The sequence below is a fragment of the Amycolatopsis sp. NPDC028719 genome (assembly GCF_055565395.1).
Map to the genome: position 1 here is coordinate 401,872 of NZ_JBVHUL010000007.1, position 26,907 is coordinate 428,778.

Below are 26,907 nucleotides of genomic sequence, written 5' to 3' on the forward strand. Positions count from 1 at the left end.
GACCCCACCGTCGCCGACTGAGCAGGGAGCGCGGCATCGGCCGGACTACGTATTTCCGGGCAGCCGCTCGAGTACGTAGCGGGTGAGCGCCGTGCGGGAGCCGAGGCCGAGCCGGCCGTAGATGTTCTGCAGGTGGGTGGTGACCGTCCGCTTGCTGATGAACAGCCGGCCGGCGACCTCGGCGTTGGACAGGCCCTGCGCGACCAGCCGGGCGACCTGTTCCTCGCGTTCGCTCAGCTCGCTCGGCCTGGCCCGGGCGGGCCGGGACACCGGGGGCTGCCCCAGCCGGCGCAGCAGCTGCCTCGCCCGGTCCGCCTGCGGCCGCGCGCGCAGCCCGTCGAGCACTTCGACGCACCGCGTGAGGTCGGCGGCGGATTCGGGCCGGTCGGGTCGCAGCTCCACGCGGTCCAGCCGGGCAAGCACCTCGTCGTAGACCATCCCCGCGGCGGCGAAGCGGTCGACGGCCGCGGCGAGCGACGCCGGGTCGCGGGTGATCCGGCCCCGCAGCCACCGGGCGAGCGCGGCCGGGTACCGCACCTCGTCGCCCAGCGCCTCGAGCCGGTCCGCCGCCGTTCGCGCGGTCGCGACGTCTCCGGCGCCCAGGGCGGCGTGCCCGAGCGTGGCCAGCGCGACCGGCAGGAGCGCGGGCCGGTTCGCCACCAGCGCGGTGGCCGGGCCCAGCGCGGCCGTCGCGCCGTCGCGACCGAAGACGACCTCCACGCTCACCTGGCCGAGGACGCCGGCCACCCGCCGGTCGACGTCCGGCCAGTGCCCGTAGCCCGCCCGGGCCTCGGCGATCCGGCTTTCGGCGTCGTCGAACCGGCCTCGGCGGGTGAGCAGCATGCCCTGCAGCGCGAGCCCGAACGCCGCGCCGCGGGCCATGCCGATCCGCTGCGCCAGCTCCACGACGTCGAAGGAGCGGGCCATCGCGTCGTCCCAGCGGCCGCCGAACAGGTCCGCGAAGCAGAGCAGCAGCAGGGGGACGACCTCGAGCGTCGGCACGCCGGCCTGGCGGGCCCCGGCGAGCGCCTTGGTCGCGTGGGCCCGGGCCAGTGCGAGGTCACCGCCGTTGAGCAGGAGCATGAAGACCGACCGGGTGGCCAGCTCCGTCAGCACCGGGTCCCGCAGCTCGTCGGTCTTGCGCACCACGGCATCGACCCCGGCCAGGCCGGTCCGGAAATCGCCGCCGGTGAACGCCGACGCGACCCGGTGGACGTCCGCGCTCACCCGGTCACGCCTCGACCCCGTCACCTCGACGAGGCGATCCAGCTCGCCGATCAGCTGCCGCTCGGCCGCGGTGTCGCCACGGCGTCCGGCGGCCCGCACGCGGGCCTCGGTGACGGTCAGGTGCTCGGGGCCGGGCGGCACGCCGGCGAGCGCGTCGGCGGCCAGCGCCAGGTGCGCCTCGGCGGCGTCGACGTGGCCGCGTTCCCACTCCGCCATGGCGGCGTTCGCCAGGCACCGCGCCCGGGTCCGGACGTCGTCACCGGCGAGGTCGGCCGCGGCCAGCCACGCGGTCCGGGCGTCCTCCGGCCGGCCGGCGAGCTGGCTGGCCCCGGCGAGCAGCCGCGTCAGTTCGCCGAGCACCTCGGTGCGGCCGAGCCGGGTCGCCGCGGTGAGGGCAGCGCGGGCGTTCGCCGCCGCCTCGTCACCGCGGTTCTCCGCGATCGCTTCGCGGGCCGCGCGATCGAGGATGTCGAAGGCCTGCGCCGGCGCCAGTGCCTCGCCGGCGGCACGCACGTGGAACGCCAGTGCGCGCAGGTCACCGGGAGCGGTGCGCAGCACGGCACGGGCGGCCGCCGCGTGCCGCTCGCCGCGGGCGGCCGCGGGAAGCAGGTCATAGGCCACCTCGCTGAGCAACGGGTGCGCGACCCGGTACACCACCGCGCCGTCCAGCACCTGCTCGTCGGCCAGGTGCGCGGCCCGCAGCCGGGCGATCCCGCCGGGCAGCAGGGCGTCGTCGGCGACGACCTCGCGCAGCAGCGCGTGGGTGACCTGCCCGCCGAACACGGCCAGGACGTCGAGCACCGGCCGGGCGGCGGCCGGCAGGCTTTCGATGCGCCCGCGCAGCAGATCGCCGACCACGCGGGGCAGGGGAGCGAGGTCGCCGGCGCCGAGCACCCACCGCTCGCCGGAGCGCACCAGCGCGCCGCTGTCGACCAGGGCGCCGACGAGTTCCTTGACGAACAGCGGGACCCCGCCGGCCCGGCCGGTCAGCGCTCGCAGCAGCGCGGCGGGAGGCTCGTCACCCAGCAGCGCCCGGACCAGCGAGCCGACCGCGTCCTGTCCCAGTGGCCGCAGGACGATCTCGGTCAGCACGTCGCCGCGCCGCAACGCGGTGAACAGCTCCTGGACCTCCCGCCGCGGCTCACCGGTGCGGCAGGCGAAGACGAACAGGACCGGGCGGTCGGCCACCCCGCGGACCAGGTAGTGGAAGACGGCGAGGGAATCGGAGTCGGCCCACTGCAGGTCGTCGACCAGCACGGCCAGCGGCCCCCGCCGGCTCGCCCGGCGCACCAGGCCGCACACCGCCTCGAACAGCCGGGTGCGCTCCAGCCCCGCGTCGCCGAGCGGACCGGGGCGGGCGACGGGAAGACCGTCGAACAGCCGGGCCAGGTCGCCCAAGCCGTCGACGAGCGCGGCGACGTCGGCCGTGGGCCCGTGCACCAGCGGCCGCAGGGCTTCCACCACCACGGCGTAGGACAGGTCGCGCTGCAACGGCGCCCCGCCGGCGCACAGCCCGGTGAAGCCGTCCGCGCACGCCCACCGCAGCGCGGCCGTGGCCAGCCGCGACTTCCCGATCCCGGCCTCGCCCTCGACGACCGCCACCGCGGCACCGCCGGTCCGGACGCGGCCGAAGCACTCGACGAGCCGGCGCAGTTCCCGATCCCGGCCGACCAGCGGAACGTCCGCGTGCACGGTGACGGCCACGGCGATTCGCCTCCGCTCGGGGTTCCGGGCGGGTAACACGATCACACACCGGCCCGGCGATGCGGTGGATCGTCACCGCGATTCCCCTGGTTGGCCGAAGATCGCGCGACCGTCAGACAGTGAGGACGACCTTGCCCCGGAGGTGCCCGCGTTCGATCAGCCGGTGGGCGTCGGCGATGCGCTCGAACGGGAAGGTCTCCTGGACGTGCACCCGGAGCCTGGCCTGGTCGACGAGGTCGGCGAGTCCGCGCAGGGCGACCGGATCGGGGTCGACGGCGATGCCGCTGAAGCGCCGGCCGGCCGCCTCGAACCGGGCGGCGAGTTCCGTGTCCTCCTCGGCGACCGCCGTCACCAGGTGACCCCCGGGGCGGAGCACGCCGAGCGAGCGTCCGGCGGTGTCGCCGCCGAGCGTGTCGAGCACGACGTCGATGTCGCCGGTCGCCTCGGTGAAGTCGACGGCCGTGTAGTCGATCACCTCGTCGGCGCCGAGCCCCTCGACGAACTCCCGCTTGTCCGTGCCGGCGGTCGTGATCACGTGGGCGCCGAGCGCTTTCGCGAGCTGGATCGCGAGGTGGCCGACGCCACCGCCACCGCCGTGGACGAGGACGCGGTCGCTCTCGGTCACGCCGCCGAGGTCGACGAGGCCCTGCCACGCCGTCAGCCCGGCGACCGGCAGCGCCGCCGCCTCGACGTGCGAGAGCGACGCCGGCTTGCGCGCCAGGTGCAAGGCCGGCGCGGCCACGAACTCGGCGTACGCGTTGGCCGCCCGGGGGAACAGCGGCATCCCGAACACCTCGTCGCCGGGCCGGAACCGCCACGTCTGAGGCGCGTCTTCGACCACGCCGCTGATGTCCCAGCCGAGGATGAACGGCGGCGGGCCGAGCAGCGGGAATTCGCCGGCGCGCAGGCGCGGTTCCAGGGGGTTCAGCCCGATGGCCTCGACCCGGACGAGGACCTCGGTCGGCAGGACCCGGGGCGTGGGCGCGTCCACGATGGTCAGGACCTCCGGGCCCCCGACGGTGTGCTGGGTGATGGTTCGCATGACTCCGACGATGGAGGCGAAAACGCACCCGTACCACCGGTGTCACGCCAGGAAATGCCGGTTACCCGCCACGCCCGGGGGGACTCGTGAACGCGGGCTACGGTGGAGATCGTGATCGAACTCGTCCCCGAGCCGGTGTCCTCGACCGAGGATTCGGCGGCCTGCGAGCCCTTGGCCCACGGCGAAGGAATAGCCCCGCACTTCCACGACTTCGGTCAGCTCAGGTACGCCGCCTCCGGAGCGCTGGTCACCACGACCGAGGCCGGCACGTGGGTGGCGCCGGCGAACCGCATCACGTGGGTGCCGCCGTTTTCCGTGCACAGCAGCCGTTCCCACGGCGAGACCGACGTCCGGCTGCTCCGGGTTCCGGCCGCGCCGGCGGAGCGGCTGCCGGCGGAGCCCTCGGTGTTCGTGGCCAGTCCGCTGATGCGCGAGGCGTATCTGGCGAAGATGAGCGAATCGGCCGACAGCCCCCGCGGGCGGCTGCTGCTCGAGGTCGTCATCTCGGAACTCGCCCGCGTTCCGCGGGAACCGCTGCGCCTCCCGGAGCCGGGGGACCGCCGTCTGAAGGCCGTCACCGACCTGCTGCACGCCGACCCGGCCAGCCCGGCGACGCTGGCGGAGCTGGGGCACCGGACCGGCTCGAGTGAACGCACCCTCAGCCGGCTGTTCGGCAGCGAGCTGTCGATGAGCTTTCACCAGTGGCGCACGCTGTTGCGCGTGCAGCGGGCGCTGCTCGAGTTCGGCCGGGGCACCTCGGTCACCGACACGGCGATCCGGCTGGGCTGGGCGAACCCGAGCAGCTTCATCGAAGCGTTCACCGACCTCGTCGGCCGGACACCCGGCCGCTACCGCGCCGCCGGGTCAGGGGGATTCCGGTACCAAGGCGGGTAGTGCGTCGAGGCTGTGGCGCACGGCTTCGGCGCCGTAGGCGAACATCTGCCGCTCGTAGTCATCGACCGCGCCGAGCAGGTCCTGACGGCCCTCGGCGGCCTCGGTCAGGCAGCGGCGCAGCAGATCGGCGTCGCGCAGGGCTGTGTTCGCGCCGTTGCCGCCGGTCGGGGAGGTGGCGTGGATCGCGTCGCCGAGGAGCGTGACCGGACCCGGCGCCCAGCGCTCGCGGGGTTCGACCACGCGGATGCTCAGGAGGGTGCTGTCGTCCGGGTCGGCCTGGGCGACGAGCGCCCGCAGGTCCGGGTGCCAGCCCCGCATCCGGGACAGCGCGGCCTCCTGCGGGGTCGAAGCGCCGAGCGAGCCGTCGGGCGGGAGGATCATGGCCCAGCGCACGTAGTCACGGACGTCGGGGAGCGTCACTTCGGGGGCCAGTTCCTCGGCCGCTTCCTTCGGCGGGACGCGGAACCGCATCGCCCCGAGCAGCAGGCTCACCCCGTCCCCGGCGATCTTCCCGCCGTACGCGGGGGACAGCCCGGCGAACTCCCCGGTCAGCGGGGTGCGGCCGATGACGAACCGGACGCCGGTGTCGGCTGGGGTCGTCCGCGGCGACAGCACCGAGCGGATCGCGGAGCCGACCCCGTCCGCCCCGACGAGCAGATCGGCGGTGGCCGGGTCACGGTCCGCGAACCGGGCTTCGACCTGGCCGTCGTCCAGCACGTCGTAGCCGGTCAGCGCGGCGCCGGTGTGCACGTTCAGGCCGGTCAGCAGCAGGTGCCGGAGCACGTTCCGGTCGACCACGAGGCCGCTCCTGGCCGGGCCGAGCTCGCCGATCCGGGTGAGCCGCGGGTCCAGGACCAGCCGCTCGACGGAGGTGTCGTCGACGACCGCGTCGAGCAGCGGGTGCCAGCGCGAGGGCAGACAGGCGCGCAGTGCCGCGAACCCCGTCGGGTTCAGGACGAGCCGGTAGCCCTGGAACCGCGCTGTGATCGCCGGGTCCCGCTCGTACACGTCGGTCTCGATCCCGGCGCCACGCAGGCCCTGGGCCAGGCACAGACCTCCCAGGCCGGCTCCGACGATCGAGACTCGCACCGCGTACCTCCAGGCGTTCGAACTTAGTTCGGTCGTGACGAACTAAGTTCTACGCGGCGAACTTAGTTCGTGTCAAGCTATAGTGACCGGCGTGCCTTCCGATCCCCGACAGCGCCGAGCGGCCCGTCACGCCGGGGACTCGCCGCCCCCGCGCAAGAAACCCATCACCGTGGACCGGATCACCGACGCCGCCCTGCAGGTGGTGGCCACCGAGGGCTACGAGGCGTTGACCATCCGCCGGATCGCCGCGGTGCTCGGCGCCGGGCCGTCGTCGCTGTACGCGCACATCCTCAACAAGGAGGACATCGACGATCTCCTGGTCGGCCGGCTCTGCTCCGAGATCGTGCTGCCCGAACCGGACGAGACCAGGTGGCGCAAGCAGATCCTCGACGTCTACACGCAGATCCGGGACCAGTACCTGAGGTATCCCGGAGTCTCCCGTGCGGCGCTGGGGACGGTTCCCACCAACCTCGACGCGCTGCGGGTGCGTGAAGGACTCTTGGCGATCCTGCTCGCCGGGGGAGTCGAACCGCGGACCGCCGCCTGGGCGCTCGACGCCCTGTCTCTCTACGTCAGTGCCTTCGCGCTGGAACAGTCGCTGGTCCAGCAGCGGCGGAAACAGCCCGATCAGGAATGGGTCGTCAGCCGAGACGAGCTGCTCCGCCGTTTCTCCGCGCTGCCTGCCGACGAGTTCCCGCATACCCGGCGTTATGCCGCCGAGTTGACGTCCGGCACCGGACACGACCGGTTCGAGTTCACCCTCGGCCTGATCATGGACAGCCTCGAGAATTGAGACATCCATCCCGTTGCGGGATGCGGTGCTTCATGGCCTGTCGGGGTCGGGCTGACTCGCCGTCGGGCTGTGACCTGCGGCGGGTCGTCGTCGATGGCGGAAGCTCGCCGCTCATTCGGTTTCTCGTTGCGCGAAGGGGAATTTTATGGCTCCCGCGGCGGGTGGATAGCTTCCGATTCATGGAATGGAGCTTTCGATCAGCCGAAGAACTCGTCGCCGCATTACGTGCCGGTGCGGTGACATCCGTTGAACTGACCGACGACGCGATCGCCCGGATCGAACGCGACGACGAGGTGGTCAACGCGATCTGCGTGCCGGACTTCGACCGTGCGCGGGCCGCCGCACAGAATGCCGACCAAGCACGCGCCCGTGGTGAGGACCGGCCGCTGCTCGGCGTTCCGGTGACGGTCAAGGAGTCCTACGACGTCGCCGGGCTGCCCACGACGTGGGGCATGCCGCCGCACCGGGACTTCAGGCCGGCGGAGGACGCGGTCCAGGTGTCGCGGCTCAAGGCCGCGGGCGCGGTGGTGCTCGGCAAGACCAACGTGCCGTTGGGGCTGCAGGACATCCAGAGTTTCAACGAGATCTACGGCACCACCACCAACCCGTGGGATCCCGGTCGCACGTCGGGCGGGTCCTCCGGCGGGTCGGCGGCGGCCCTGGCGTCCGGGTTCGGCGCGCTGTCCATCGGGTCCGACATCGCGGGTTCGCTGCGCACGCCGGCGCATTTCTGCGGCGTCTACGCGCACAAGCCGACGCTCGGGCTGGCGGCGAGCCGCGGTATGGTCGCGCCGTCCGAGCCGGCGTTGCCGGTCGACCTGGACCTGGCCGTGGTCGGGCCGATGGCGCGCACCGCCCGCGATCTCACGCTTCTGCTCGACGTCATGGCCGGACCGGACCCGCTGACGTTCGGCGTGGCGCACCGGCTGGCATTGCCGCCCGCCCGCCACGAGCGGCTCCGCGACTTCCGGGTCCTGGTCCTCGACGAGCATCCGCTCCTGCCGACCGGGTCCGCCGTGCGGGCGGGCGTGAACCGGGTGGCCGCCGCGCTCGCCGATGGCGGCGCCCGCGTCGAACGGCACAGTCCGCTGCTGCCGGACCTGACCGAGACGGCGACGCTCTACATGCAGTTGCTGATTTCGGGCTCGGTAGCGCGGTTTCCCCTCGATGCGTCCGAGCTTCGGATCCGCGCGGACGACCGGAGCCTCGACGCCGTACGGCTGCGCGCGCTGCAGTTCAGCCACCGCGACTGGCTGGAGGCGAACAGCCACCGCGAGCGACACCGCCAAGGCTGGCGGCGGCTGTTCGCCGAGTTCGACGCGGTGGTGTGCCCGATCACGCCGACGCCCGCCTTCCCGCACGACCACCACCCGAACCCCCTGGAACGGCACATCGACATCGACGGCGCCGAGTACCCGTACTTCGACCAGCTCGTCTGGGCGGGGTTGGCCACCATGCCCGGCCTGCCCGCCACGGCGGTACCCGCGGGCCGCTCTCCCGAGGGCCTGCCGGTCGGAGTGCAGCTGATCGGCCCGGCGTTCGAGGACCGCACGCCGCTCAGGCTGGCCGAACTGCTGGAGCAGAAAATCGGCGGCTTCCAGACACCGGAGTCAGCGACCGCAACGGTCCGCACGTTTCCAGGGCCAGTCCGCGGCGAGCCAGCGTGCGACGGCGTCGGCGAGCGGCACGTCGAACAGTGAAGGTGAAACCGGCGCCCCGCGCGAAATCGCCGGTATGGCGGCGAAGGTCGGCGAGGTTCGCCTCGAGCGTCATTCCGCCGCGGGGTGGCCAGTGGCCGCCCCGGAATCCAGGAGTGGAACCGATGTGTTCGATGCTCGACGTCCAGGCGGCATGGTCGGCCGGATTGTGCTGCGGTCCCAGCGGTTCGAGCTGCGACTGGCGGATCGACACGGACCTGGTCGCGCCTGGATGCACCGGTGCTGAAGGCGTGTGGAGCGACGACTCGCTACCCTGCACCGTGCTCCCGTCCTTCACGGTTCGATCACCAGTTCGGCGATGCGGTCACCGTCCAGGGTGAACCGGAACCGCAAGTCGGCGACCCCGCCGGGGAAGTCGCCTTCGAGGTGGTGCACCGCCACGTAGTGCTCGTGGTCGGCGCGGTGGGCGGCGACGAGCGTCGTGGTGTAGGTGTACTGGCTCGCGGCGCGGCCGAGCCAGTCGCGGATCTCCTGCTTGCCGCGGTGGGTCCGGCCCTCGTCGGTGACGACGGCGTCCTCGGTGTAGCAGGCCAGCGCGGGGTTCAGGTCGCGGGCCTGGTGGGCGGTCAGGTAGCCGGTGATCACCGCGGGCAGCTCGCGCGTGTCGATCGCTTCACTCATGCCGACCACGGTGGGGTCTCCCGCGGGGAGAGGGTCAAGCGCGCCGGGGGAGGTGGTGCACAGTGGGGGGATGTTCCGTGGTCTGACGATCGGCGAGTTCGCGCAGTTGACGCATCTGAGCGTGCGGACCCTGCGCCGGTACCACGAGTCCGGGCTGCTGGAGCCGGCCTCGGTCGACCCCGCCAGCGGCTATCGGTACTACACCGCCGACCGGATTCCCGCCGCGCAGGTCATCCACCGGCTGCGGGAGCTGGCCGACGTGGCCAAGATCCTCGCGACCGAGGACGCGGCGGAGCGCGCGGACCTGGCCGGCGGGCACCTGCGGCGGCTGGAGGAGAAGCTGGACCGGACCCGCGCCGCGGTGGTGTCGCTGCGGCGGCTGCTGCGTCCCGCCGACGGTGGGCTGGACGTAGAGCTGCGCTCGGTGGCGGCGAGGCGGGTCGCCGCGGTCGAAGGCGTCGTCGACCACGACGAGGTCTTGTCCTGGTACGGCGAGGCGATGGCCGAACTCGACGCCGCGGTCGCCGGCCTGCCCCCGCTCGGGCCGCCGGGCGGCCGCTACGCCAACGAGGTGTTCACCGGCGGCCGGGGAGCGGTCCTGGCCTACCGGCCCGTCGCGGACCCGCCGTGCCGCGGCCGGGTGCGGCCCGTCCACCTCCCTCCCGCGGAGCTCGCGGTCGTCGTCCATCGCGGACCCCATGACGACATCGACGTCACCTACGGCCGCCTCGGCGCCTGGGTGGTCGACCACGCCCTCGTCGTGGACGGCCCTGTCCACGAGACGTATCTCGTCGGCCCGCGCGACGATCCGGATCCGGCGACCTGGCGGACCGAGATCGGCTGGCCCGTGTTCCGGCTCGCGTCCTCGTCGTGACCGCTCCGCTTTCCGGCAGGCCGTCCGTGCGGCGGCACTTCATGCGCGGCCGGGGATCCAGGCGAAGGAACGAGCAAACATGCCGCGTCTGATCGCCGCCGTCGACGACACCGTCGAAGCGGAGTACGGCCAATTCGTGCTTCAAGAGATCCCCATGACCCGCAACGCGCTGATGCTGCCGGTCCCGGCCGGCCCCTGGATCGCCATCGGCGGCGACGGCGGCCTCCTCCTTCACAGCGGCGCCACCGACCATTACCCCGCCATCCGTCTCGAGGTCTGGGATACCACCCCGGCTGGTCACGGCGAACACGAACGCTGGGACCACGTCGTGAACCTGACCTGCGACCTCAAGGCCGAAGCCCGGCTCCAGTCCGTCACTGCCACCCCGGGTAACCACACACTCCGGATCCCGCAACCCGGCTTCCATCAGGCACGCGTGCACGTCGGTAACCAGGGTGACTCCGCCGGGCTGGGCGAAGGCAGCTTCGAGGCCGGTGTCGAACACTGGCTCATCCAGATCTGGCCCGGCTGACGCCGCTTCACGATCCGCCGCCGCAGCACACCCGCCTCCCCATGACGTGACCCGCGCGCAGCCTGTTCATCTGTTCATCGGCAACGGGGACCGGCGTTGATCCGGTGGGGGCGCGCGGTGGCCGCCATTCCGGCTGCGGTCTCGGCGTGGAGTTGCCGTCACGGCCGTGGGCGCTGCTTGACCCCGGCCGCAAGCAGGTCGACCACTTCGGCGATCCGGGCCGCGCGGAGGTCCGGGCGGCGGGTCGTTGCCTCGATCCAGCGGAGGTAGGCCTTGCGGTAGAACTGCGCCAGCGTGTCGAAGAATGCCGCGGCGGCGGGGTTGCCGGCCAGTGCCGCGGCGATGTCGTCCGCGAGGTCTTCGCGTTGGGGGCCTTCCGGGGCCAGCTCGACGGTCACCTCGTCGCCGATCGTCACGCCCGTGTCGCGCAGCCACATCGGCGTGACCGTCAACAGCCATTCGCTACCGGCCCGCGACAGTCTCCCGCGGACCCGCCTGCCCTCGATCGTGCCGCCCACGGGATGGTCGGCCTTGGCGCCCCACTTCTCGTCCGGGTCGAACGGCACCGCGATGACCGCGCGGTCGCGCGGACCGGCGGCGATGACGGCGCGGAACTGCTGCGGGCTCACGTCCGCGATCGTCGCACGGTTTCCGTGGTCGTAGAAGGGCGCACCCGCGACTCCGGCGCCTTGCTCACCGCGGCTCGCCGAACCAATGCCCGAGCGCCGGTTCGAGGCCGGCCGGGTTGCCGGCCCAGCACACGTAACCGTCCGGCCGGATGAGCATCGGTTCCGTGCCGGCGCCCTGGCCCGCGCGGTCGATGCGATCCGACCTGCCGGCGGCGACCTCGGCGAACCTGGCGGCCGGGTCGATCAGCAAGCCGCGGCCGGAACGCAGTAGCTCGTGCGACCGGACCGGGCCGAGATCCAGGTCCGGTGCGGGCAGGCCGACGAGCGGGTGGGCTTCAGCGTCCGGCATGGGATACCGAATGCCCATCCCGGACAACGTGTCGTCGAGGTGGTACTGCACGTCCCGCAGCTGCGCCAGCGCCGTGAACAGGTCCTTGACGGCCATCGTGTCCGGGTCGCGGGTGCCCTGCTGGTCCATCAGCAGGCTCTGCGCCTGGACGTTGCGCAGCACGGCGGCCGCGACCGGATGGCGCTCGCTGTGGTAGGTGTCGAGCAGGTGCTCCGGCGCCCAGCCGTGCACCGCGGCACCGAGTTTCCACCCGAGGTTGAGCGCGTCCTGGATCCCGGTGTTCATGCCCTGCGCGCCGATCGGCAGGTGGACGTGGGCGGCGTCGCCGGCCAGGAACACCCGCCCGTGCCGGTACCGCGCGGCCTGCCGGGCCGCGTTGGTGATGCGGCGCGCGTAACGCAGTTCGAGCAGCTCCACCCGCGAACCGAAGACGGCACGCAGCCCCTCGCGGATCTCGTCCTCGGTGACCGGGACCTCCCGGGGCTTCGACCGGCCGGGCCCGCCCAGCGAGAGCCGGCGCAGCGGCCTGCCCCGCGGATCGGTGCCGAGCGGGAACATCAGCGCCCAAGCCCCGTCCTCGCTCCTGGTGTGCGTCACCGCCTGGTCGTCGCCGCTCACCCGCACGTCGGCGGCGACCACGGTCGTCGTGCCCGGCCGGCCGGGAAATTCAGCCCCCAGCAGGCACCGCACGGTGCTGCGCCCGCCGTCGGCCGCCACCAGGTAGCGGGAGCGGACGGCTCCGCCGTTCGCGAAGGCCGCAGTGACCCCGTCCTCGTCCTGGGCGAGGCCGGTCAGTTCGTGGCTGCGTCGCACGGGGATGCCTTGGGCGGCAAGGTGCTGCTCGAGAAATCCTTCGATCACCACCTGCGGGATGGACCGCCACGGGTGGCGGTGCCGGTCCCGGGTGAGCGGGAGCGTGACACCGGCGAAGTGGGCGGTGCCGGTCGGGTGGTTTCCGGTGGCCAGCAACGGTTCCAGCAAGCCGCGCTGGTCGAACGCCTCCTGCGTCCGCGACTGCACGCCGCCCGCCTTCGACAGCGTGCTGCGCTGCGCCAGGTTGTCGGCCACGACGACCGAGACCCCCGCCAGCCGCAGCTCGTTGGCCAGTGTCATCCCGGTCGGGCCCGCGCCGACGACGAGCACATCGGTGTCCATGAGTTCTCCCTCGGTGGTGTGTCGATCAAGACGAAAGCAACGCTCGCCCTGCCGACGCAAGCGCGCCAGAAATCGGAGCTACCGCGTCGGTATCCGACACCGATTACGCTCACAAGGGTGGAATCCGACTACGACGAGCTGGATCGCCGGCTCGTGCACGCCTTGCAGATCGACGGCCGGGCGCCGTTCAGCGTGATCGCCGAGGTCCTCGGCGTGTCGGATCGCACCATCGCCCGCCGGTACGCGCGGCTGCGGTCGGCGGGGGCGGTGCGGGTGCTCGGCGGCGTCGACCCGACCGCGCTGGGCGCGGTGCTGTGGTTCCTACGGGTCCGCTGCGCGCCCGCCGCGTCGGTCCCGGTCGCCGATGCGCTGGCCCGGCGGCCCGACACGTCCTGGGTGAGCATCACCTCCGGCGGCACCGAGATCACGTGCACGGTCCGCACCGAAAGCGAGGCCGACAGCGAAGCGCTGCTGCTGGCCAAACTTCCCCGCACCCCCCGCGTGGAGGGCGTGACCGCGCATTCGGTGCTGCACGCGTTCTACGGCGGCCCGGACAGCCTGGTCGCCAAACTGGGGTCGCTGGACGAGGAGCAGCGGGAGCGGCTGCGCCCGGCCCCGCTGCCGCACCGGCCGGGACCGGTGCGGCTCGACGACGGAGACCGCAAGCTCCTCGCCGCGCTGGCCACCGACGGCCGGGCCGAGCTCGAGCGGCTGGCCACGGTGACCGGCTGGTCCCCGACGACGGTCCGGCGCCGGATGACCGAACTGCGCGAACGCGGGGTGCTGTACCTGGACATCGACATCGACCCCGGCCTGTTCGGTGTCGGCCCCCGAACCATGCTGTGGCTCTCGGTCGCCCCCGTGCACCTGGAAGAGACGGGCGCGGCGCTGGCCGGGCATCCGGAGATCGCGTTCGCCGCCGCCACGACCGGGCCGACGAACCTGTACGCGAGCGTGGCGTGCGCGGACCAACGGGCGCTGTACCGGTACTTGACCACCCGGGTGGCGATGCTGCCCGCCATCACCCACATCGAAACCGCACCGGTGATCAGGACCGTCAAGCGGGCCGCGAACCGAACGTAGCGACTGTTCCTTTGCGGTTCAGGACGGCAGATCGGCGACGACGACCATCCGTTCGTGGTCCGCGGTCAGCGGCCGGCCATCTTCGCCGTAGCCGGTCACGTCGTCGTCGCGCGCTGCCACGACGCGCGAGGGCGAGTACGCGGTGAGGTAGTCCAAGTCCATGGCCAGCCGGCCGCCCGGTCGCAGTGCGCCGGCGATGCCCTGCAGGACAGGCGCGGTTGGTCGTGTCGTCGAAGTACCCGAACGCCGTGGACCAGTTGACGACCCGGTCGAACCGCGCCGTCCGACAACGAGATTGTTGCGCGTGCAGGCGATGTCGTCTCGGGCACGTCAGCTACTGCTGGTGATGCCCGTGCGGGGGTTGAGTCGTCGGGAGAGTCGAGCGCAGCGGCCGCGCGAGGGCCTCGACGACGGGGGCCGGCAGCCGCAGCGTCGGCAACCGTCGCAGTTCCGCTTCCCAGCCCGGATCGATCTGGACGCACCCGCAGTCCAAGTACTCCTCCACACCGAAGCATCGGTTGGCCAGCTCCGACTCGAAGTCCGGGGGCGCGAGCCGGGCGAGCAGGCGGATCATCGGCGCGGTGACGGAGGCAGGCCGGGCACGGAGGTCGTCCGCCATCAGCCGGGCCAGGAGATCCGTGGACTCGTCCGTGCCGGGAGCGGAGACCGCATGCCGCTCGTACGCGGCGGTCACCAGCGGTTCGGTGTCCCATCCGTTCACCCGGCGGTTCAGGCCGGCCAGTTCGGCGATCTCCGGATCTTCGTTGCCTTCCAGCAGCAGGCCGACCGCGACGTCCGGCCAGTCGCCCGGTTCGAGGCATCCGTGGCGTTCGGCCGCCCTGGCCACCGAGAGGGCCCTTCGCACCGAAACATCGTCCACCCGCCGACTCCAAGCGCTCAGGCGGTCCGTCCTTCCTGGTGGTCGACAGCAGAGCCAGGCGGGTCAGAACATCATGAGCGGAGGTGGGACGAGGTGGTTCAGCCGAGGTCTTGGGGGTGCAGCACGATGCGCCCGTGGGTCTTGCGGTCGGCCAAGGCCTGATAGGCGTCTCGCGCGGCGGTGAGCGGGTACGTTGCGGCGATGGGGATGTGCAGGTCGCCGGTTGCGGCGAGGGCGGCCAGTTCGGCCAGTGCCGGGAGGCCGCCGGCATCGGTCGTCCCAAGGGATTTGACGCCCTTCTCCTTCGCCCCGCGGTAGTCGACGACGGTGTTGATGCGGTTTCTCGGAACGCCGAGGTCGATAACGAGGTCGAGGTAGCCGCCACCGACGGTGTCGATGAAGGCATCGGCTCGGCCGGTCGTGGCGAGGATCCGTTCCTGTTCGCCGTCGCCGTACCGGACGGGCTGGATGCCGTGGTGGCGGAGCAGGTCGAAATGCGCGTCGCTGGTCAGGCCGATCACCGTCGCTCCGGCACGGAGTGCGAGCTGAGCGGCGGTGAACCCGACGCCCCGACCGTGCACCGGCTGATGCTGGAGCTGACCGACCGCCAAGCCACCGCCCTGGCCGCGGCCATCAGCGACACCACCGCCGTGACGCCGGAAGACGCCGGAAGTCGCCGGACTCCAAGGCATCGCGCTCGCCGCGGTGTTCCAGATCATCATCAGCGACGCCGGCCGCCGCACCAGTGAAGGCCGCAGCCAGGCCGAGATCGCCCGCGAACTGCGCCCGATGGTGGAAAACCTCCTCGACGAACTCCACCGCTGGCTCAGCGTCACGTAACCCTCGGCACGCCGTAGATTTCCGCGACAGCAGGTTCCGACGCGCGTTGCCGACCTCGACCCGAAGCCGGCAGGGCACCGCCCTCGACGGCTGACGTCCGCTCATCGGCATGAGCGTGCGTCACGGCGGACAACCGGTCAGCGGTATGACAGGAGGTGCCAGCTGCCTCAGGCGAGTACGCTCGATCGACTCGTGCCGAGTTACCAGGCTGATGACCACCAGGGCGCTGTGCATCGCAGGTGCGGGGTCACGCACCTGGCCTATGTCCGGTCACCTTGCGATGCGTCGCCGACTTGAGATCTATTTCTCGTAGCCGTATCGTTAAAGTGGTTGGCCTTCGAGCGTACGAGATTGTCATCCGATTCATGGCCAGCCAAATGGCGGCCAGTCAACCTGGCGCCGATCATGCTGTTCCGACGGCGAGTACTCGGCATGTTTGTCTTGCGCGCCATGTCTCAACCGGAGGAGTGTCTTCGTGTGCTCCGTGTGGGTGGACCTACGAGCACAGCCACGCCGGCGCATCGAGGTAGCGGCACACTGCCTTCTGTGACAGATGGCGCGGGTGTTCGAGGTGACGCTGGAAGTTGTGAAGCGGGCGCGCTGGCGCAGGTCGGGTCGGTCCAACAGGGGTCACCGGCCAGGGCCTCCGATATGCAGGCGCAGGACACGAAGCTAGCGGTGCCAAGGCAATTGCCGCTAGCGACCAAGGATTTCACCGGCCGCACCGAGCAAGTCGCGCTCCTGGACACGATTCTGTCTGCAAACAATGATAGCAGTGGTGCGCGAGCGGTGGTGATTTCAGCAGTCGACGGCGCCGCAGGCATCGGGAAAACTGCGCTGGCGATATGGTGGGCGCATCGCGTTCAGAGCCGGTTTCCAGATGGAACTTTGCATGCGAACCTGCGTGGCTACGGGCCGGGAGATCCGGCCACTCCCGGCGAGGTGTTGGAGGGATTCCTGCGGGCGCTAGGCCTGCCGGCCGGGCAGATCCCGGTGGGCGTTGACGTTCAGGCGGGGCTATTTCGGTCTTTGCTGGCTGGGCGACGGATGTTGATCGTGTTGGACAATGCTAACAACGCCGATCAGGTCCGTCCGTTGCTGCCGGGAACACCGGGATGTGCGGTTGTCGTGACCAGTCGACAAACCTTGACCGGGCTGGTCGTGACCGAGGCCGCGACCCGCATGGCACTGGACGTGCTGTCGGAGGCAGAGGCGATGGAGCTGATGTACAGGATCCTCGGCGCAGCCTGTGCTGCCGCCGAGCCGAGCGCGGTTCGCGAATTGGTTCGGTATTGCGCCCGGTTGCCTTTGGCGTTGCGGATTGCCGCCAGCCGCGTGACCGTCCCACATACGACCGTAGGCGACGTGGTCACCGAGCTCGCCGACGAGCGGTATCGCCTAGACGCCTTGAGTCAAGGAGAGGACGAACGGGCGGCAGTACGGGCGGTTTTCGATTGGTCCTACGAGCAACTAACTGCTGAACAGGCTCGGGTGTTCCGCCGCCTTGGCCTGCATTCCGGCGGGGAATTCTGCGTGGAAGTGGCTGCTGCGGTGGCCGATCTTGCCATACCCGATGCACAGCGGGTTCTCGCGGCTTTGGCACGAGCGCATTTAATCGAGCCAGCGGCCGGCCGGTACCGATACCGATTCCACGACTTACTGCGTGCCTACGCCGACGATCGCTCCCAGCGTAACGACACTCCCGCCGAGCGGGAACGCGCCCTGAGGGTGCTGCTGATGTGGTATGCCCACCACGCCAAGACGGCACTTCAGACGCTGTTTCCAGCACATCGCGACTGGGACCCCGCTCTGCGTGTGCCTACTCGTGCTCGTCCTGAGATCCAGCTGGTCGGAAGGGAAGAGACGTGGGCGTGGACTGACCTCGAAGTGGACAACCTCGTTGCTGCTACGCGAGATGCCGATCAGCACGACGAGACGTCACTGACACTCCTCCTCGTCACGACCACCACGATGATATTGCATCGACGAGGACGTTGGGAGGACCTGTTCGACCTGTACTCGCGAGCTCTGCGAGCCACGCGCCGCAGCGGTGATCGCCTCGCTGAGATCGAAGTTCTGATCAATCTGGGCGAGACCCTCAAGCTGCTCGACCGATGGCCGGATGCTGTCGGCGTGCTTGAGACTGCCTTGGGCATGGCACGTGAGTTGAAGGATTCGGGGAGGGAAGCGTCTGCGCTGCTGGAACTTGGTCATGGCTGTCTCGTGCAGGGTCAGTGCGTCCAAGCTCGAACCTACTTGCTGGAGGCGTTGCCACTGGCCTCTGGCGCGCAGCATGGACGCATCGAAGCTCAGGTCGAGATGGTCTTGTCGGCGGTTTGCCGTCGGCTAGGCGAACTCCGGGAGGCACTCCGCCATGCAGGCCGTGGTCTCGTTCTCAGTAGGCAAGCCGGTGACCGTGAAGGGGAAGCCGGCTGTCTGCGCTCGCTTGCAGTCATTCATCACAGTCTGGGGAACTCTCAGAAGGCGATCGATTTGTGTGAGCAAGCCCTCGGTGTCGTGTCTCATCAATTCTTCCCTACGTCTGTCGCCTATGTTCTGGACACCCTTGGTTTTGTGCTGCGCGAAACTGGCGACATGGCTCGATCGCTTGAATGCTGGCGCGAAGCGTTGCGCATCTACGACGCCTACAGTCCGGAAGAGGGGTCGCGAGAGTACCTGCGTGGCCGACTACGCTCACTCGAATTTGCATTTGGCGCTACTCGGCAAACTTGACAAACGCCAACAGGGGCGGCTGATTGCAAATTCGTGAGCAGACACCAGTAGGGCGAATCATAGATCAACTTTCAAAGCGATATCACTTCTTGCGCGCACTGGAACAATTTATGTCGGCAATGCAGCAGTCGTTCGCTCATCGGCATGAGCGCGTCCCAGCGGCTGATCGGCCGGTCGGCTGGAACGAACACCGGACCAGGCTCTTCTTTCGCCGGGCTCGCGAGAGGTCACCGCCAGCGGGACAGCCACCACAAGCACACGTCGAACCGCGTCCGCCACTTCTCCGCCATCACATCCAGCCTCGCGCCGTGATGCCACATGAACAGAAGGACGGTGGCGCCCGCGCCGAGCAGGGTCAGCAGGCCGCCGACCACGATGACCGGAGTGTGCTCGTCACCGGGATCCAGTTCCGCGCGCCGCTCGCCCGGCCACACCCGGATCTGCACCTGGCGCCCCGACTTGATCTCGCGCCCCTGATGGTGCTCGAAGGCCTCCGTCCTGGTCACCCCGTCGGGCTCGGTGTAGCGGACGTACGCGGTCGAGGGCTCCCGGACGTCGGTCGAGACGACCCGCCCCGGGCAGAGCCCCGCCGACCGGTTCACGTCCGCGGCCATGGCGACGCCGGTCCACACCACCGCGAGCCCGCCGACCAGCACCACCAGTGGGAGCCACAGCAGGGCCGCCTCGGGCAGCCGGGACCTCGACGACGTCATGCCTCCAGCACGCCAGGAAGCCCGCCGCGGTTGCCTGGCGCGCCGGGAACGTTCGGCCCGTCTCGTCCGAACCGGTCCCGCGGCGGTGTCGGCGTCCACACATCGGCACGAGCGGACGTTGGCATGCGGGCGTTCGCCGAGGTCCGAGGCTCCTGGCCTGCGGGCCGAGTGCCCGGGCCGGCACGACGAAGGGCTGTTGGTTCAGGTGACGGGCGGGACAGGACGGCCATCGCCCGGTTTTCGCCACGGACCAGACGTTCTGGGGCTTCGACTAGCTCCGGCGCTGAGCGCCGTAGGCGACGTGGCCGTGGGCAGGTTGCTCCGGCCGGGGTTGGAGGCCGCATCCGGAGAACGACCGAGGCGTTGGGGCCGGCTTGATCACCGCTTCGGCTGGCCGGCCCCTTGTGCCGCGACCGGCTCCCACCGAGGAAGCCGGTGAAGTTTCGGTAGATCGTCCAAAGGGTAATAGAGGGCCACGAAATTGCCGTCTGGGGAGTGATGCTCGTGTACCGGATCAAACCGTCCAAGCCTTCCGCTGTGTTCGGCGCGGTCGTCGGGGTCGCGATGATCATTTTCGTACTGGTGCGGTTTCCCTTGAGCGAGCCGTTCGTCTGGCTCTGGCTGGCCGTCGCGGTGGGTGTCGTGGGCTTCAGCCTGTGGGCGGCGTTCGCCAAGCGCGGCGCCGAGAAAGTGGTCGTGAAGGACGGGCCTCCACCGGGTCACTGAGAAGCAGCTCCTGCTGTTCGGGCTCAGGGGCCGGCGCGGCGGCGGGCTTCCCGTCTATTCGGCTTGGTCGTCGACGCGGGCCAGCACCTTGTCCGCGATCCGGCGCAGCGTGCGCAGCTCCGCCGGGGTCAGGGGGCCGGCGAACAGCTCCCGCACCCGCTCGACGTGCCCGGGCGCAACCGACTCCAGGTGCGCGGAGCCCGCGTCCGTCAGGATCGCCTGCGTGTACCGGCCGTTGCCCGGGTCCGGTTCCCGGTATGCGAAGCCGCGCTTCTCCAGGCGGCCGATCAGGTGGGACAGCCGCGACAGCTCCGTGTTCGCCAAGGCCGCCAGCTCGCTCATCCGCGCTCGGCGATCGGGCTGCTCCGACAGGTGCGCGAGCACGTAGTACTCGAGGAAGCTCAGCCGCGCGTCGCGCTGCAGCTGCGCTTCCAGGGACGCCGGCAGCCGCTGGGCGAGCCGCATGAAAGCGCGCCACGCCGACAGCTCGTCACTCGTGAGCCAGCGCTGCCCGGGTTCCGCCATCATCGCAGTCTAGCTGACTTGAAAATTCACGTCAGCGTGCTAGCGTCTCACTTGAATATTCAAGTGAGAGGACTTCCTGTGAAGATCGCGATCATCCTCGGCAGTACCCGTCCGGGCCGGAAGGGTGAAGCCGTGGCGAGGTGGGTGCTGGCCAACGCCAAGGAACGGCCGAACGCCGACTACGAGCTCATCGACCTGCTCGACCACCCGCTGCCGCACCTGGACGAGGCCGTGTCCGCCAGCCGGGGCGTCTACGCCAACGACCACACCAAGGCCTGGTCCGCCACGATCGCCGCGTTCGACGGGTTCGTCTTCGTCACCCCCGAGTACAACCACTCCACCTCGGGCGTCCTGAAGAACGCCATCGACTACCTCTACGCCGAGTGGAACAACAAGGCCGCGGCCTTCGTCTCCTATGGCGCGCTCGGTGGCGCCCGCGCCATCGAGCACCTGCGGGCGATCTGCAGTGAGCTGCAGCTGGCCCACGTGCGCCAGCAGCTGTCGTTCTCGCTCTTCACCGACTTCGAGAACTTCGCCGAGTTCGCCCCGTCCCCGATGCACGCCGACGCCGCGTCGGTGCTGTTCGACCAGCTCGAATCCTGGGCCGGCGCGCTCAAGACCATCCGGTGAGGCTCTACGGGCTCGAGGAGCACTTCGCCACGGCCGACGTGGTCGCGGCGTGGCGGCGGCACGACCCCGCGCTCGCCGCGCCGATGATGAGCCGGGCGGTCGCCAGTGCCGCGTTGCTCGACCTCGGCGAAGACCGCGTCGCCGCGATGGACGACGCCGGGATCGACACCGCCGTGCTGTCGCTCACGACGCCCGGCTTGCAGGACCTCGACCCCGCCGAAGCCGTCGCCCTGCAGCGTCCCACCAACGACGTCCTCGCCGACGCCGTCGGCCGGTATCCCGGGCGGTTCCGGGGGTTCGCGGCCCTCGCGACGTCCACGCCCCCGGCGGCGGCCGACGAGCTGCGGCGGGCCGTCGCGGACCTGGGGTTCGATGGGGCGCTGGTGAACGCGAACTCCCGCGGCCAGGCTCTCGACGAGCCGCGCTTCTGGGACATCTTCGAGGCGGCCGAGGACCTGCGCGCCCCGGTGTACCTGCACCCGAGCGTGCCGGTGCCGGCGGTTACCGGGGCCTACTACCGGCGCTTCGGCGGCCCGGTGGACGAGCTGCTGGCGACCGGGACGTTCGGCTGGCACTACGATGCCGGGCTGACCGCGCTCCGGCTGATCGTCGCCGGGGTCTTCGACCGGTTCCCGGGGTTGCAGCTGATCCTGGGGCACTGGGGCGAGGTCGTGCTGTTCTACCTCGACCGCGTGGCGGCCCTGGACGCGGTGACCACGCTGGAGCGCTCGATCGCGGAGTACTTCCGCACGAACGTCTTCGTCACCCCGGGTGGCATTGCCAGCCACCGGTACCTGCGGTGGAGCCTGGAGACCGTGGGCGCGGACCGGATCATGTACGCCTCGGACCACCCGTTCAACCGCGAGCACGGCGGTTCCGCCCGGCGGTTCGTGGCGACCGCCCCGATCTGCGACGCCGACCGGGCGCGGATCGCCCACGGAAACTGGGAGAACTTGATCGCGGGCATCCGGCGCCGGTGAGTCCACGGCCGGTTTCCCTTGCGAGCGAACCCGTTGCTCGCCGGCACCGGAGCATCGGAGGGGCCGGCACAGGTGCAAGACACGAACCGTGCGGAGCCCGACGGAGTTCGCCCCGGTACGGCCGCGACGGACCCGGCCGCGCATATCCGTGCTCGCGTGCCGGGGCTCCGGCCGCTGGGAAACTCCGGCCCGGTGCCCACCCGGTCAACCGCTCATCGGCATGTGCGGGCGTAGCGGCAGTCTTCGTGACCTTGAAGCTCTGGGAGGGAAGTCAGAGTGCCCAGGAGCCGGTGAAGCCGCCATCTCGACGCTGTCCGGTTCGTCGCCGAACTCGGGACGGGTGGACTGGTCCGCCGCCCAGTGCAGGTAGGCCAGCCAGGTGTCGACTCGCCAGGTCGTCCGGTACTTTCCGGCCGGCCCTGCCGATGCGGGCAGCCGGCCCGCCACGACCCGGTCCAGGATCAACGGCTGGATCCCTGCAATGGGATGGCGGAATTCAGACGCAGAACACCAGCAGCCCCTTGACAGCACCCCACACCACCTGACTGAACGGCTTTGTGGCTAGTCCCGGATGTCGTTCCACTGGCCGCCACACCCGGTCTCGCCTCCGATGGCCGTGAAGCACACCTGGGTCCTGATCCGGTTGATGCCGCCCGGGAGGTTCGGGTTGCCGATGTTGAATTGCTCACCGGGTTCGTTGGAGGTGTGGGAGCCCACTTTCGTGCTGCCCGCGAAGGCGTCGAAATGCGCGGTGGCGTAGCCGCCGGGGCCGACGACGCGAACGGAAACATCGGCCGTGCGGTTGCCCCAGGTGATGTCGCCTTCGGCGTACACATCGCATGGAGTGGTGGTCCAGCAGACCTTGAAATGATCAGGTGCCCACGCTGTCGTGGCCCCGGCCGAGCCCTGGCCCGCGAACAGCGTGCCGGCGAGTACGACCATCGCCGCGACCAGGGTCTTTCCTTTACCAGCCTTCATGACGCCTCCCATTTCAAGTACTTCGTACCGTAGTAGAGCTCGGGATTCACGGGACAGGTCCGCGATCAGGCCGGCCGTGGTATGTGCGGCCGTGCTGGGAACAAAAGAAGCAAAGACCATTGCGGCCGGCACGAAAGTCTTGTGCGCGCCAACTTGCTCTCCCGCTGTGTCATCCGTTGCCCGAAAGCAGATTTCGGCGTGGACGTTTGTGCGGGTTCCCATCGGCGCCCGCGCCCACATGACCACTCAACCTTGCGAGAACCTGCAACGGAAGGTATTCGAGCCAGTTCGAATCCACCGCGCTGACGGCTACCGTCGGTTGGTGCTCACGCTGAGGGGCGACGCCGAGACTGCGTCGAGGACGCGCTGGTCACCCATCCCGGCGTCGGAGCATGAGCGGGCATCGGCTCGTTGGTCAGCTCCACTCCACTGCAGCCGATGAGAGGCCACAGGTGGGATCATTGGAGACGTATCGACTGGAGGGATCCGATGACTGTCGGAAGTGCGCAACGCCGCCAGGAACGCAAACCCCGCATCGAGGGGCAGTTCTCGTCCGCGGACGTCGAGGCCGCGCTCGATCTGCTCCACTTGGCGGACATGGCGTGGCACGACTGCTTCGGCCCCCGCGAACTCGAGATGCCTGCACAGGTTCTCGACGATGTCCTGCTGCTGGCGGGGGGCGATCTCGCAAAACTGATCCGGATCTCTCGATCGGCTGTTCTGAACTTCCGGGACATCCGAATGGCTGCGGACCGCGAGCGTGCGAAGAGCCGGTAGTGCATGCGTACATCCGCCGACGCCGACCGGGTCATCCGCTCATCGGTATGAGCGAGCGTTGCGGGCGGTCCTGCGCGAATGACTGCGCTTCGCCGTCCGGCCGGCGAGGTCGCCGCCCGCGTGCTTTCGCCGGCCTGCGGGTGCCCGGTACGCACCACCGAGCGAAGCCGGTCCATACGCCGGCGGAAGCTGCCAAGCCGACGTTTGTGGCCCGCAGCCGCGGGTATTCCGGTCGCGGTGGTGCCCCGCCCGTGTTCGAGCTCAGCCCGTGACCTCCATGATCCGGGCAGCGGGCGGGCGCCGCTGTCACCGGGCGGCCGCCGCCATGATCGGGTGCCACGGCGTGGCGTCGAAGATCAGCGTGATGGCCGTGATCTTCCCGTCCCGCAACCGGAAATGCTCGGCCGTGCGCTGAGTGCCCACCGGGGTCGCCGTGTGCACGTCGTACACGAGCGTTGCCTCCGATTCGCCGTACAGCTCGCTCACCATGTCGAGGCCGGTCACCACGCTGACGAACGCGGGGAGCCCGGCGAGGTGGCCGCGGGCGTCGTCGGAGCTCATCAGCGGGCTGCGGAACGTGAACGTGCCGGCGAGCCGGGCGGCCGCGGCCGGCACGTCGCCGGCGAAGCGGGCCCGGGAATAGGCCAGGACGGTCTCACGGGTGGTCATCGGTCCTCCAGGTGACGGGCCAGGCGCTGCTGGTTTTCGGCCAGGCGCAGGCAAAGGTGACGCAGCTGGGTCGTTTCGGCGTCGGTGAAACCGCGGAAGAGCGCCGCCATGGCCAGCTGGGACGGACGACGGAACTCCTCGAGCCACCGCCGGCCGTCCTCGGTGATCCGGACCAGCACCGACCGCCGGTCGCGCGGGTCGGAGACCCGCACCGCGTGCCCGGCGCGCTCGAGCGTGTCGACCAGGCCGGTGACGTTGCGCGAGGTGACGCCGGCGGACGCGGCGAGGTCCTTGATGTTCGCTTCGGCCGTGCTCAGCCGGATGAGGATGTCGAGGGCGCCCGGGCCGAGACCGCGGCCGCCGGTGCCGTGGGACCGCAGCTGCTCCAGGCTGCGGGCGGCCACGCGCACCGCCGCCGCGGCTTCGAGGATGCCGGTGTCCTCGCCGCGCGTGAACTCGGCCAGCGCGGCGCGGACGTCAGGGGAGTAGAGGTGGTCGTCGGGATCCTTGGCGAAGTCGTTCATAGTGAAGTACTACATTAGTACGTACTTCTGTAACTCTGTCAAGATCATGTCCGTCCGCAGTCGTTTACCAGGGTTTCGCCCGGCGTTAGCCTCGGGCCCGGCACAGGTTCTCGAAGTCCCGCACATACTGACCCGGCTCTCCACCACGACACCCCCGGAGTCCTCATGACGGACGTCAACCGACGGCGTTTCCTGCAGCTGGCCGGCGGCACCGCCGCCCTTTCCGCGCTCTCCACCAGCATCGCCCGCGCCGCCGAAATCCCCGCTCACCGGCGCACCGGGTCCTTGAAGGACATCGAGCACATCGTGGTCCTCATGCAGGAGAACCGGTCGTTCGACCACTACTTCGGCACGCTGCGCGGCGTCCGCGGCTTCGGCGACCCGAGGCCGGCGACGCTGGCCTCCGGCAAGTCCGTCTGGGCGCAGTCCGACGGCAAGCGCGACATCCTGCCCTTCCGCCCCGAAGCGGACAACCTGGGCCTGCAGTTCATCCAGGACCTGCCGCACGGCTGGAACGACACGCACGCGGCGTGGAACGGCGGCAAGTACGACAAGTGGGTGCCCGCGAAAGGCTCGACCACGATGGCGTACCTGACGCGCGAGGACATCCCGTTCCACTACGCGCTGGCGGACGCGTTCACGATCTGCGACGCCTACCACTGCTCGTTCATGGGCTCGACCGACCCGAACCGCTACTACATGTGGACCGGGTACACGGGCAACGACGGCACCGGCGGCGGGCCGGTCCTCGGCAACGACGAGAAGGGCTACTCCTGGACGACCTACCCGGAGCGGCTGGAGAAGGCCGGCGTGTCGTGGAAGATCTACCAGGACGTCGGCGACGGCCTCGACGCCGCCGGCGGCTGGGGCTGGATCGACGACGCCTACCGCGGCAACTACGGCGACAACTCGTTGCTGTACTTCAATTCCTACCGCAACGCGAAGCCCGGTGACCCACTGTACGACAAGGCCCGCACCGGCACGAACGCGAAGGCCGGTGACGGCTACTTCGACCGGTTGCGCGCGGACGTCAAGGCCGGGACCCTGTCGCAGGTTTCGTGGATCACCGCGCCGGAAGCCTTCTGCGAGCACCCGAACTGGCCGGTGAACTACGGCGCCTGGTACATCGCGCAGGTGCTCGACGCGCTGACGTCGAACCCGGACGTGTGGAGCAAGACCGCGCTGCTCATCACCTACGACGAGAACGACGGCTTCTTCGACCACGTCGTCCCGCCGTACGCCTCGGCCGGACAGTCCACTGTGGATACCACGGGTGAGGTCTTCGCGGGGTCGGCGGCGAACCCGGCCGGTCCGTACGGGCTCGGCCAGCGCGTCCCGATGATCGTGGTGTCGCCGTGGAGCAAGGGCGGCTACGTGTGCTCGGAGACGTTCGACCACACGTCGATCATCCGGTTCATCGAACGGCGTTTCGGCGTGCGGGAACCGAACATCTCGGCTTGGCGGCGCTCGGTGTGCGGCGACCTGACGTCGGCGTTCGACTTCGAGCGGACCGACGTTCGCGTGCCCGCGCTGCCGGACACGGCGGGGTACGAGCCGCCGGACCGCGTGCGGCACCCGGACTACGTCCCCGCGGTCCCGGCGCACACCGTGCTCCCGAAGCAGGAACGTGGGCTGCGGCCGGCGCGGGCGCTGCCGTACGACCTGTCGGCCGACGCCCGGCTGGCGGACGGCAAGCTGACGGTGACGTTCGCCAGCCACGGCCGTGCGGGGGCGGCGTTCTACGTCGTGACGCCGGGGGGTGAGCCGCGCACGTACACGGCCGGCGCGGGCAAGTCGCTGGCGGCCGCGTTGCCCGCCTCCGGGACCTACGACTACACCGCCTACGGGCCCAACGGGTTCGTGCGGCAGTTCCGCGGCGGCGCCGCGGGACCCGAGGTGAGTCTCCGCCGGGACGGCGGCTTGCTCGCGCTGGTGCTGACGAACAGCGGCCCCACGACGGTGCGGCTGACGGTGTCGGACGCGTACGGCCGCCGCTCGGCGACGCACCGGCTGCGCCCGGGCGCACGGGTCGTCGAGCACGTGGACACCCGGCGCAGCAACGACTGGTACGACGTGTCGGTGTCCTCGGACGGCGATCCGAAGTTCCTGCGCCGCCTGGCGGGGCACGCGGAAACCGGCCGCCCGAGCACGAGCGACCCGGCGACGCTCACGAGCTGAGCTCGCGTCACGAGGGGCACCCTCCCGGCCGGGAGGGTGCCCCG

28 protein-coding genes are annotated in these 26,907 nt (G+C 70.5%); 13 read left to right on the top strand and 15 right to left on the bottom strand.

Annotated elements, in window-relative coordinates:
* Nucleotides 1-45: 45 nt before the first annotated feature.
* Both ACZ4TR_RS32580 and ACZ4TR_RS32585 read right to left on the bottom strand, forming a co-directional pair.
* On the bottom strand, nucleotides 46-2,931 hold the full coding sequence (locus ACZ4TR_RS32580) for a helix-turn-helix transcriptional regulator (RefSeq protein WP_465291399.1): 2,886 nt from the start codon (nucleotides 2,929-2,931) through the stop codon (nucleotides 46-48).
* A 112-nt stretch (nucleotides 2,932-3,043) separates the two neighbouring features.
* On the bottom strand, nucleotides 3,044-3,973 hold the full coding sequence (locus ACZ4TR_RS32585; protein ID WP_465291401.1) for an NADP-dependent oxidoreductase: 930 nt from the start codon (nucleotides 3,971-3,973) through the stop codon (nucleotides 3,044-3,046).
* Nucleotides 3,974-4,084: 111 nt separating this feature from the next.
* On the opposite strand from ACZ4TR_RS32585, the gene ACZ4TR_RS32590 reads away from it, so the two are divergent.
* Entirely contained in the window at nucleotides 4,085-4,867 is a 783-nt protein-coding gene (locus tag ACZ4TR_RS32590) for an AraC family transcriptional regulator (RefSeq protein WP_465291403.1), read from the top strand.
* Here ACZ4TR_RS32590 and ACZ4TR_RS32595 read toward each other — a convergent pair.
* Complete coding sequence (locus tag ACZ4TR_RS32595) at nucleotides 4,838-5,956, bottom strand: FAD-dependent oxidoreductase (RefSeq protein WP_465291405.1); 1,119 nt, start codon at nucleotides 5,954-5,956, stop codon at nucleotides 4,838-4,840. The two genes, ACZ4TR_RS32590 and ACZ4TR_RS32595, sit on opposite strands and share 30 nt — an antisense overlap.
* 82 nt (nucleotides 5,957-6,038) lie before the next feature.
* On the opposite strand from ACZ4TR_RS32595, the gene ACZ4TR_RS32600 reads away from it, so the two are divergent.
* Nucleotides 6,039-6,749, top strand: a complete 711-nt coding sequence (locus ACZ4TR_RS32600) for a TetR/AcrR family transcriptional regulator (protein ID WP_465291407.1) — start codon at nucleotides 6,039-6,041, stop codon at nucleotides 6,747-6,749.
* A 179-nt stretch (nucleotides 6,750-6,928) separates the two neighbouring features.
* Nucleotides 6,929-8,449, top strand: a complete 1,521-nt coding sequence (locus tag ACZ4TR_RS32605) for an amidase (RefSeq protein WP_465291409.1) — start codon at nucleotides 6,929-6,931, stop codon at nucleotides 8,447-8,449.
* 291 nt (nucleotides 8,450-8,740) lie between these two features.
* On the opposite strand, the gene ACZ4TR_RS32610 is transcribed toward ACZ4TR_RS32605, so the two are convergent.
* Nucleotides 8,741-9,088, bottom strand: a complete 348-nt coding sequence (locus ACZ4TR_RS32610; protein WP_465291411.1) for a nuclear transport factor 2 family protein — start codon at nucleotides 9,086-9,088, stop codon at nucleotides 8,741-8,743.
* Nucleotides 9,089-9,158: 70 nt separating this feature from the next.
* On the opposite strand from ACZ4TR_RS32610, the gene ACZ4TR_RS32615 reads away from it, so the two are divergent.
* Together ACZ4TR_RS32615 and ACZ4TR_RS32620 are read left to right on the top strand one after the other, a co-directional pair.
* Nucleotides 9,159-9,962, top strand: a complete 804-nt coding sequence (locus tag ACZ4TR_RS32615; protein WP_465291413.1) for a MerR family transcriptional regulator — start codon at nucleotides 9,159-9,161, stop codon at nucleotides 9,960-9,962.
* A gap of 79 nt (nucleotides 9,963-10,041) precedes the next feature.
* On the top strand, nucleotides 10,042-10,494 hold the full coding sequence (locus tag ACZ4TR_RS32620; protein ID WP_465291415.1) for a hypothetical protein: 453 nt from the start codon (nucleotides 10,042-10,044) through the stop codon (nucleotides 10,492-10,494).
* Between the two features lie 158 nt (nucleotides 10,495-10,652).
* Here ACZ4TR_RS32620 and ACZ4TR_RS32625 read toward each other — a convergent pair whose 3' ends face one another.
* Both ACZ4TR_RS32625 and ACZ4TR_RS32630 read right to left on the bottom strand, forming a co-directional pair.
* A complete protein-coding gene (locus ACZ4TR_RS32625) occupies nucleotides 10,653-11,123 on the bottom strand; it encodes a YdeI/OmpD-associated family protein (protein ID WP_465291416.1) in 471 nt (156 codons plus the stop codon).
* Nucleotides 11,124-11,187: 64 nt separating this feature from the next.
* Nucleotides 11,188-12,627: an FAD-dependent monooxygenase gene (locus tag ACZ4TR_RS32630; protein WP_465291417.1), complete on the bottom strand. Its 1,440-nt coding sequence runs from the start codon at nucleotides 12,625-12,627 to the stop codon at nucleotides 11,188-11,190.
* Nucleotides 12,628-12,744: 117 nt separating this feature from the next.
* Between ACZ4TR_RS32630 and ACZ4TR_RS32635 the strand changes: the two genes are divergently transcribed.
* Nucleotides 12,745-13,710 carry an Lrp/AsnC family transcriptional regulator gene (locus ACZ4TR_RS32635; RefSeq protein WP_465291418.1) on the top strand — a complete coding sequence of 322 codons (966 nt, stop codon included), beginning with the start codon at nucleotides 12,745-12,747 and terminating at the stop codon, nucleotides 13,708-13,710.
* A gap of 18 nt (nucleotides 13,711-13,728) precedes the next feature.
* On the opposite strand, the gene ACZ4TR_RS32640 is transcribed toward ACZ4TR_RS32635, so the two are convergent.
* The 3 genes from ACZ4TR_RS32640 to ACZ4TR_RS32650 form a co-directional block, all read right to left on the bottom strand.
* Entirely contained in the window at nucleotides 13,729-13,872 is a 144-nt protein-coding gene (locus tag ACZ4TR_RS32640; RefSeq protein WP_465291420.1) for a hypothetical protein, read from the bottom strand.
* 172 nt (nucleotides 13,873-14,044) lie between these two features.
* Nucleotides 14,045-14,575 carry a hypothetical protein gene (locus ACZ4TR_RS32645; protein ID WP_465291422.1) on the bottom strand — a complete coding sequence of 177 codons (531 nt, stop codon included), beginning with the start codon at nucleotides 14,573-14,575 and terminating at the stop codon, nucleotides 14,045-14,047.
* 113 nt (nucleotides 14,576-14,688) lie between these two features.
* Nucleotides 14,689-15,111 carry a zinc-binding dehydrogenase gene (locus tag ACZ4TR_RS32650; RefSeq protein ID WP_465291423.1) on the bottom strand — a complete coding sequence of 141 codons (423 nt, stop codon included), beginning with the start codon at nucleotides 15,109-15,111 and terminating at the stop codon, nucleotides 14,689-14,691.
* Nucleotides 15,112-15,295: 184 nt separating this feature from the next.
* Between ACZ4TR_RS32650 and ACZ4TR_RS32655 the strand changes: the two genes are divergently transcribed.
* A complete protein-coding gene (locus ACZ4TR_RS32655) occupies nucleotides 15,296-15,430 on the top strand; it encodes a hypothetical protein (protein WP_465291425.1) in 135 nt (44 codons plus the stop codon).
* 546 nt (nucleotides 15,431-15,976) lie between these two features.
* Nucleotides 15,977-18,163, top strand: a complete 2,187-nt coding sequence (locus ACZ4TR_RS32660) for an ATP-binding protein (protein WP_465291427.1) — start codon at nucleotides 15,977-15,979, stop codon at nucleotides 18,161-18,163.
* A 227-nt stretch (nucleotides 18,164-18,390) separates the two neighbouring features.
* Here ACZ4TR_RS32660 and ACZ4TR_RS32665 read toward each other — a convergent pair whose 3' ends face one another.
* On the bottom strand, nucleotides 18,391-18,876 hold the full coding sequence (locus tag ACZ4TR_RS32665) for a hypothetical protein (protein WP_465291429.1): 486 nt from the start codon (nucleotides 18,874-18,876) through the stop codon (nucleotides 18,391-18,393).
* 498 nt (nucleotides 18,877-19,374) lie between these two features.
* Here ACZ4TR_RS32665 and ACZ4TR_RS32670 point away from each other — a divergent pair, with 498 nt between their 5' ends.
* Nucleotides 19,375-19,602 carry a hypothetical protein gene (locus ACZ4TR_RS32670; RefSeq protein WP_465291431.1) on the top strand — a complete coding sequence of 76 codons (228 nt, stop codon included), beginning with the start codon at nucleotides 19,375-19,377 and terminating at the stop codon, nucleotides 19,600-19,602.
* Between the two features lie 54 nt (nucleotides 19,603-19,656).
* On the opposite strand, the gene ACZ4TR_RS32675 is transcribed toward ACZ4TR_RS32670, so the two are convergent.
* Complete coding sequence (locus ACZ4TR_RS32675; protein WP_465291432.1) at nucleotides 19,657-20,127, bottom strand: MarR family winged helix-turn-helix transcriptional regulator; 471 nt, start codon at nucleotides 20,125-20,127, stop codon at nucleotides 19,657-19,659.
* A gap of 78 nt (nucleotides 20,128-20,205) precedes the next feature.
* On the opposite strand from ACZ4TR_RS32675, the gene ACZ4TR_RS32680 reads away from it, so the two are divergent.
* Together ACZ4TR_RS32680 and ACZ4TR_RS32685 are read left to right on the top strand one after the other, a co-directional pair.
* A complete protein-coding gene (locus tag ACZ4TR_RS32680) occupies nucleotides 20,206-20,757 on the top strand; it encodes an NADPH-dependent FMN reductase (RefSeq protein WP_465291434.1) in 552 nt (183 codons plus the stop codon).
* On the top strand, nucleotides 20,754-21,737 hold the full coding sequence (locus ACZ4TR_RS32685; protein ID WP_465291436.1) for an amidohydrolase family protein: 984 nt from the start codon (nucleotides 20,754-20,756) through the stop codon (nucleotides 21,735-21,737). Before ACZ4TR_RS32680 ends, ACZ4TR_RS32685 begins: the two co-directional genes overlap by 4 nt.
* Nucleotides 21,738-21,941: 204 nt before the next feature.
* Here the strand turns inward: ACZ4TR_RS32685 and ACZ4TR_RS32690 are convergent, their stop codons facing one another.
* Nucleotides 21,942-22,268 carry an 8-oxoguanine DNA glycosylase OGG fold protein gene (locus tag ACZ4TR_RS32690; protein ID WP_465291437.1) on the bottom strand — a complete coding sequence of 109 codons (327 nt, stop codon included), beginning with the start codon at nucleotides 22,266-22,268 and terminating at the stop codon, nucleotides 21,942-21,944.
* A 30-nt stretch (nucleotides 22,269-22,298) separates the two neighbouring features.
* Nucleotides 22,299-22,955, bottom strand: a complete 657-nt coding sequence (locus ACZ4TR_RS32695) for a hypothetical protein (RefSeq protein WP_465291438.1) — start codon at nucleotides 22,953-22,955, stop codon at nucleotides 22,299-22,301.
* 249 nt (nucleotides 22,956-23,204) lie between these two features.
* On the opposite strand from ACZ4TR_RS32695, the gene ACZ4TR_RS32700 reads away from it, so the two are divergent.
* The gene (locus ACZ4TR_RS32700; RefSeq protein WP_465291439.1) at nucleotides 23,205-23,492 is read left to right on the top strand and encodes a hypothetical protein; all 288 of its coding nucleotides are present in this window, start codon (nucleotides 23,205-23,207) and stop codon (nucleotides 23,490-23,492) included.
* Nucleotides 23,493-23,798: 306 nt separating this feature from the next.
* Here the strand turns inward: ACZ4TR_RS32700 and ACZ4TR_RS32705 are convergent, their stop codons facing one another.
* Nucleotides 23,799-24,161: a nuclear transport factor 2-like protein gene (locus tag ACZ4TR_RS32705; RefSeq protein WP_465291441.1), complete on the bottom strand. Its 363-nt coding sequence runs from the start codon at nucleotides 24,159-24,161 to the stop codon at nucleotides 23,799-23,801.
* Nucleotides 24,158-24,685, bottom strand: a complete 528-nt coding sequence (locus tag ACZ4TR_RS32710) for a MarR family winged helix-turn-helix transcriptional regulator (protein ID WP_465291443.1) — start codon at nucleotides 24,683-24,685, stop codon at nucleotides 24,158-24,160. Before ACZ4TR_RS32710 ends, ACZ4TR_RS32705 begins: the two co-directional genes overlap by 4 nt.
* Before the next feature lie 165 nt (nucleotides 24,686-24,850).
* On the opposite strand from ACZ4TR_RS32710, the gene ACZ4TR_RS32715 reads away from it, so the two are divergent.
* Nucleotides 24,851-26,863: a phosphocholine-specific phospholipase C gene (locus ACZ4TR_RS32715; protein WP_465291445.1), complete on the top strand. Its 2,013-nt coding sequence runs from the start codon at nucleotides 24,851-24,853 to the stop codon at nucleotides 26,861-26,863.
* Nucleotides 26,864-26,907 lie beyond the last annotated feature (44 nt).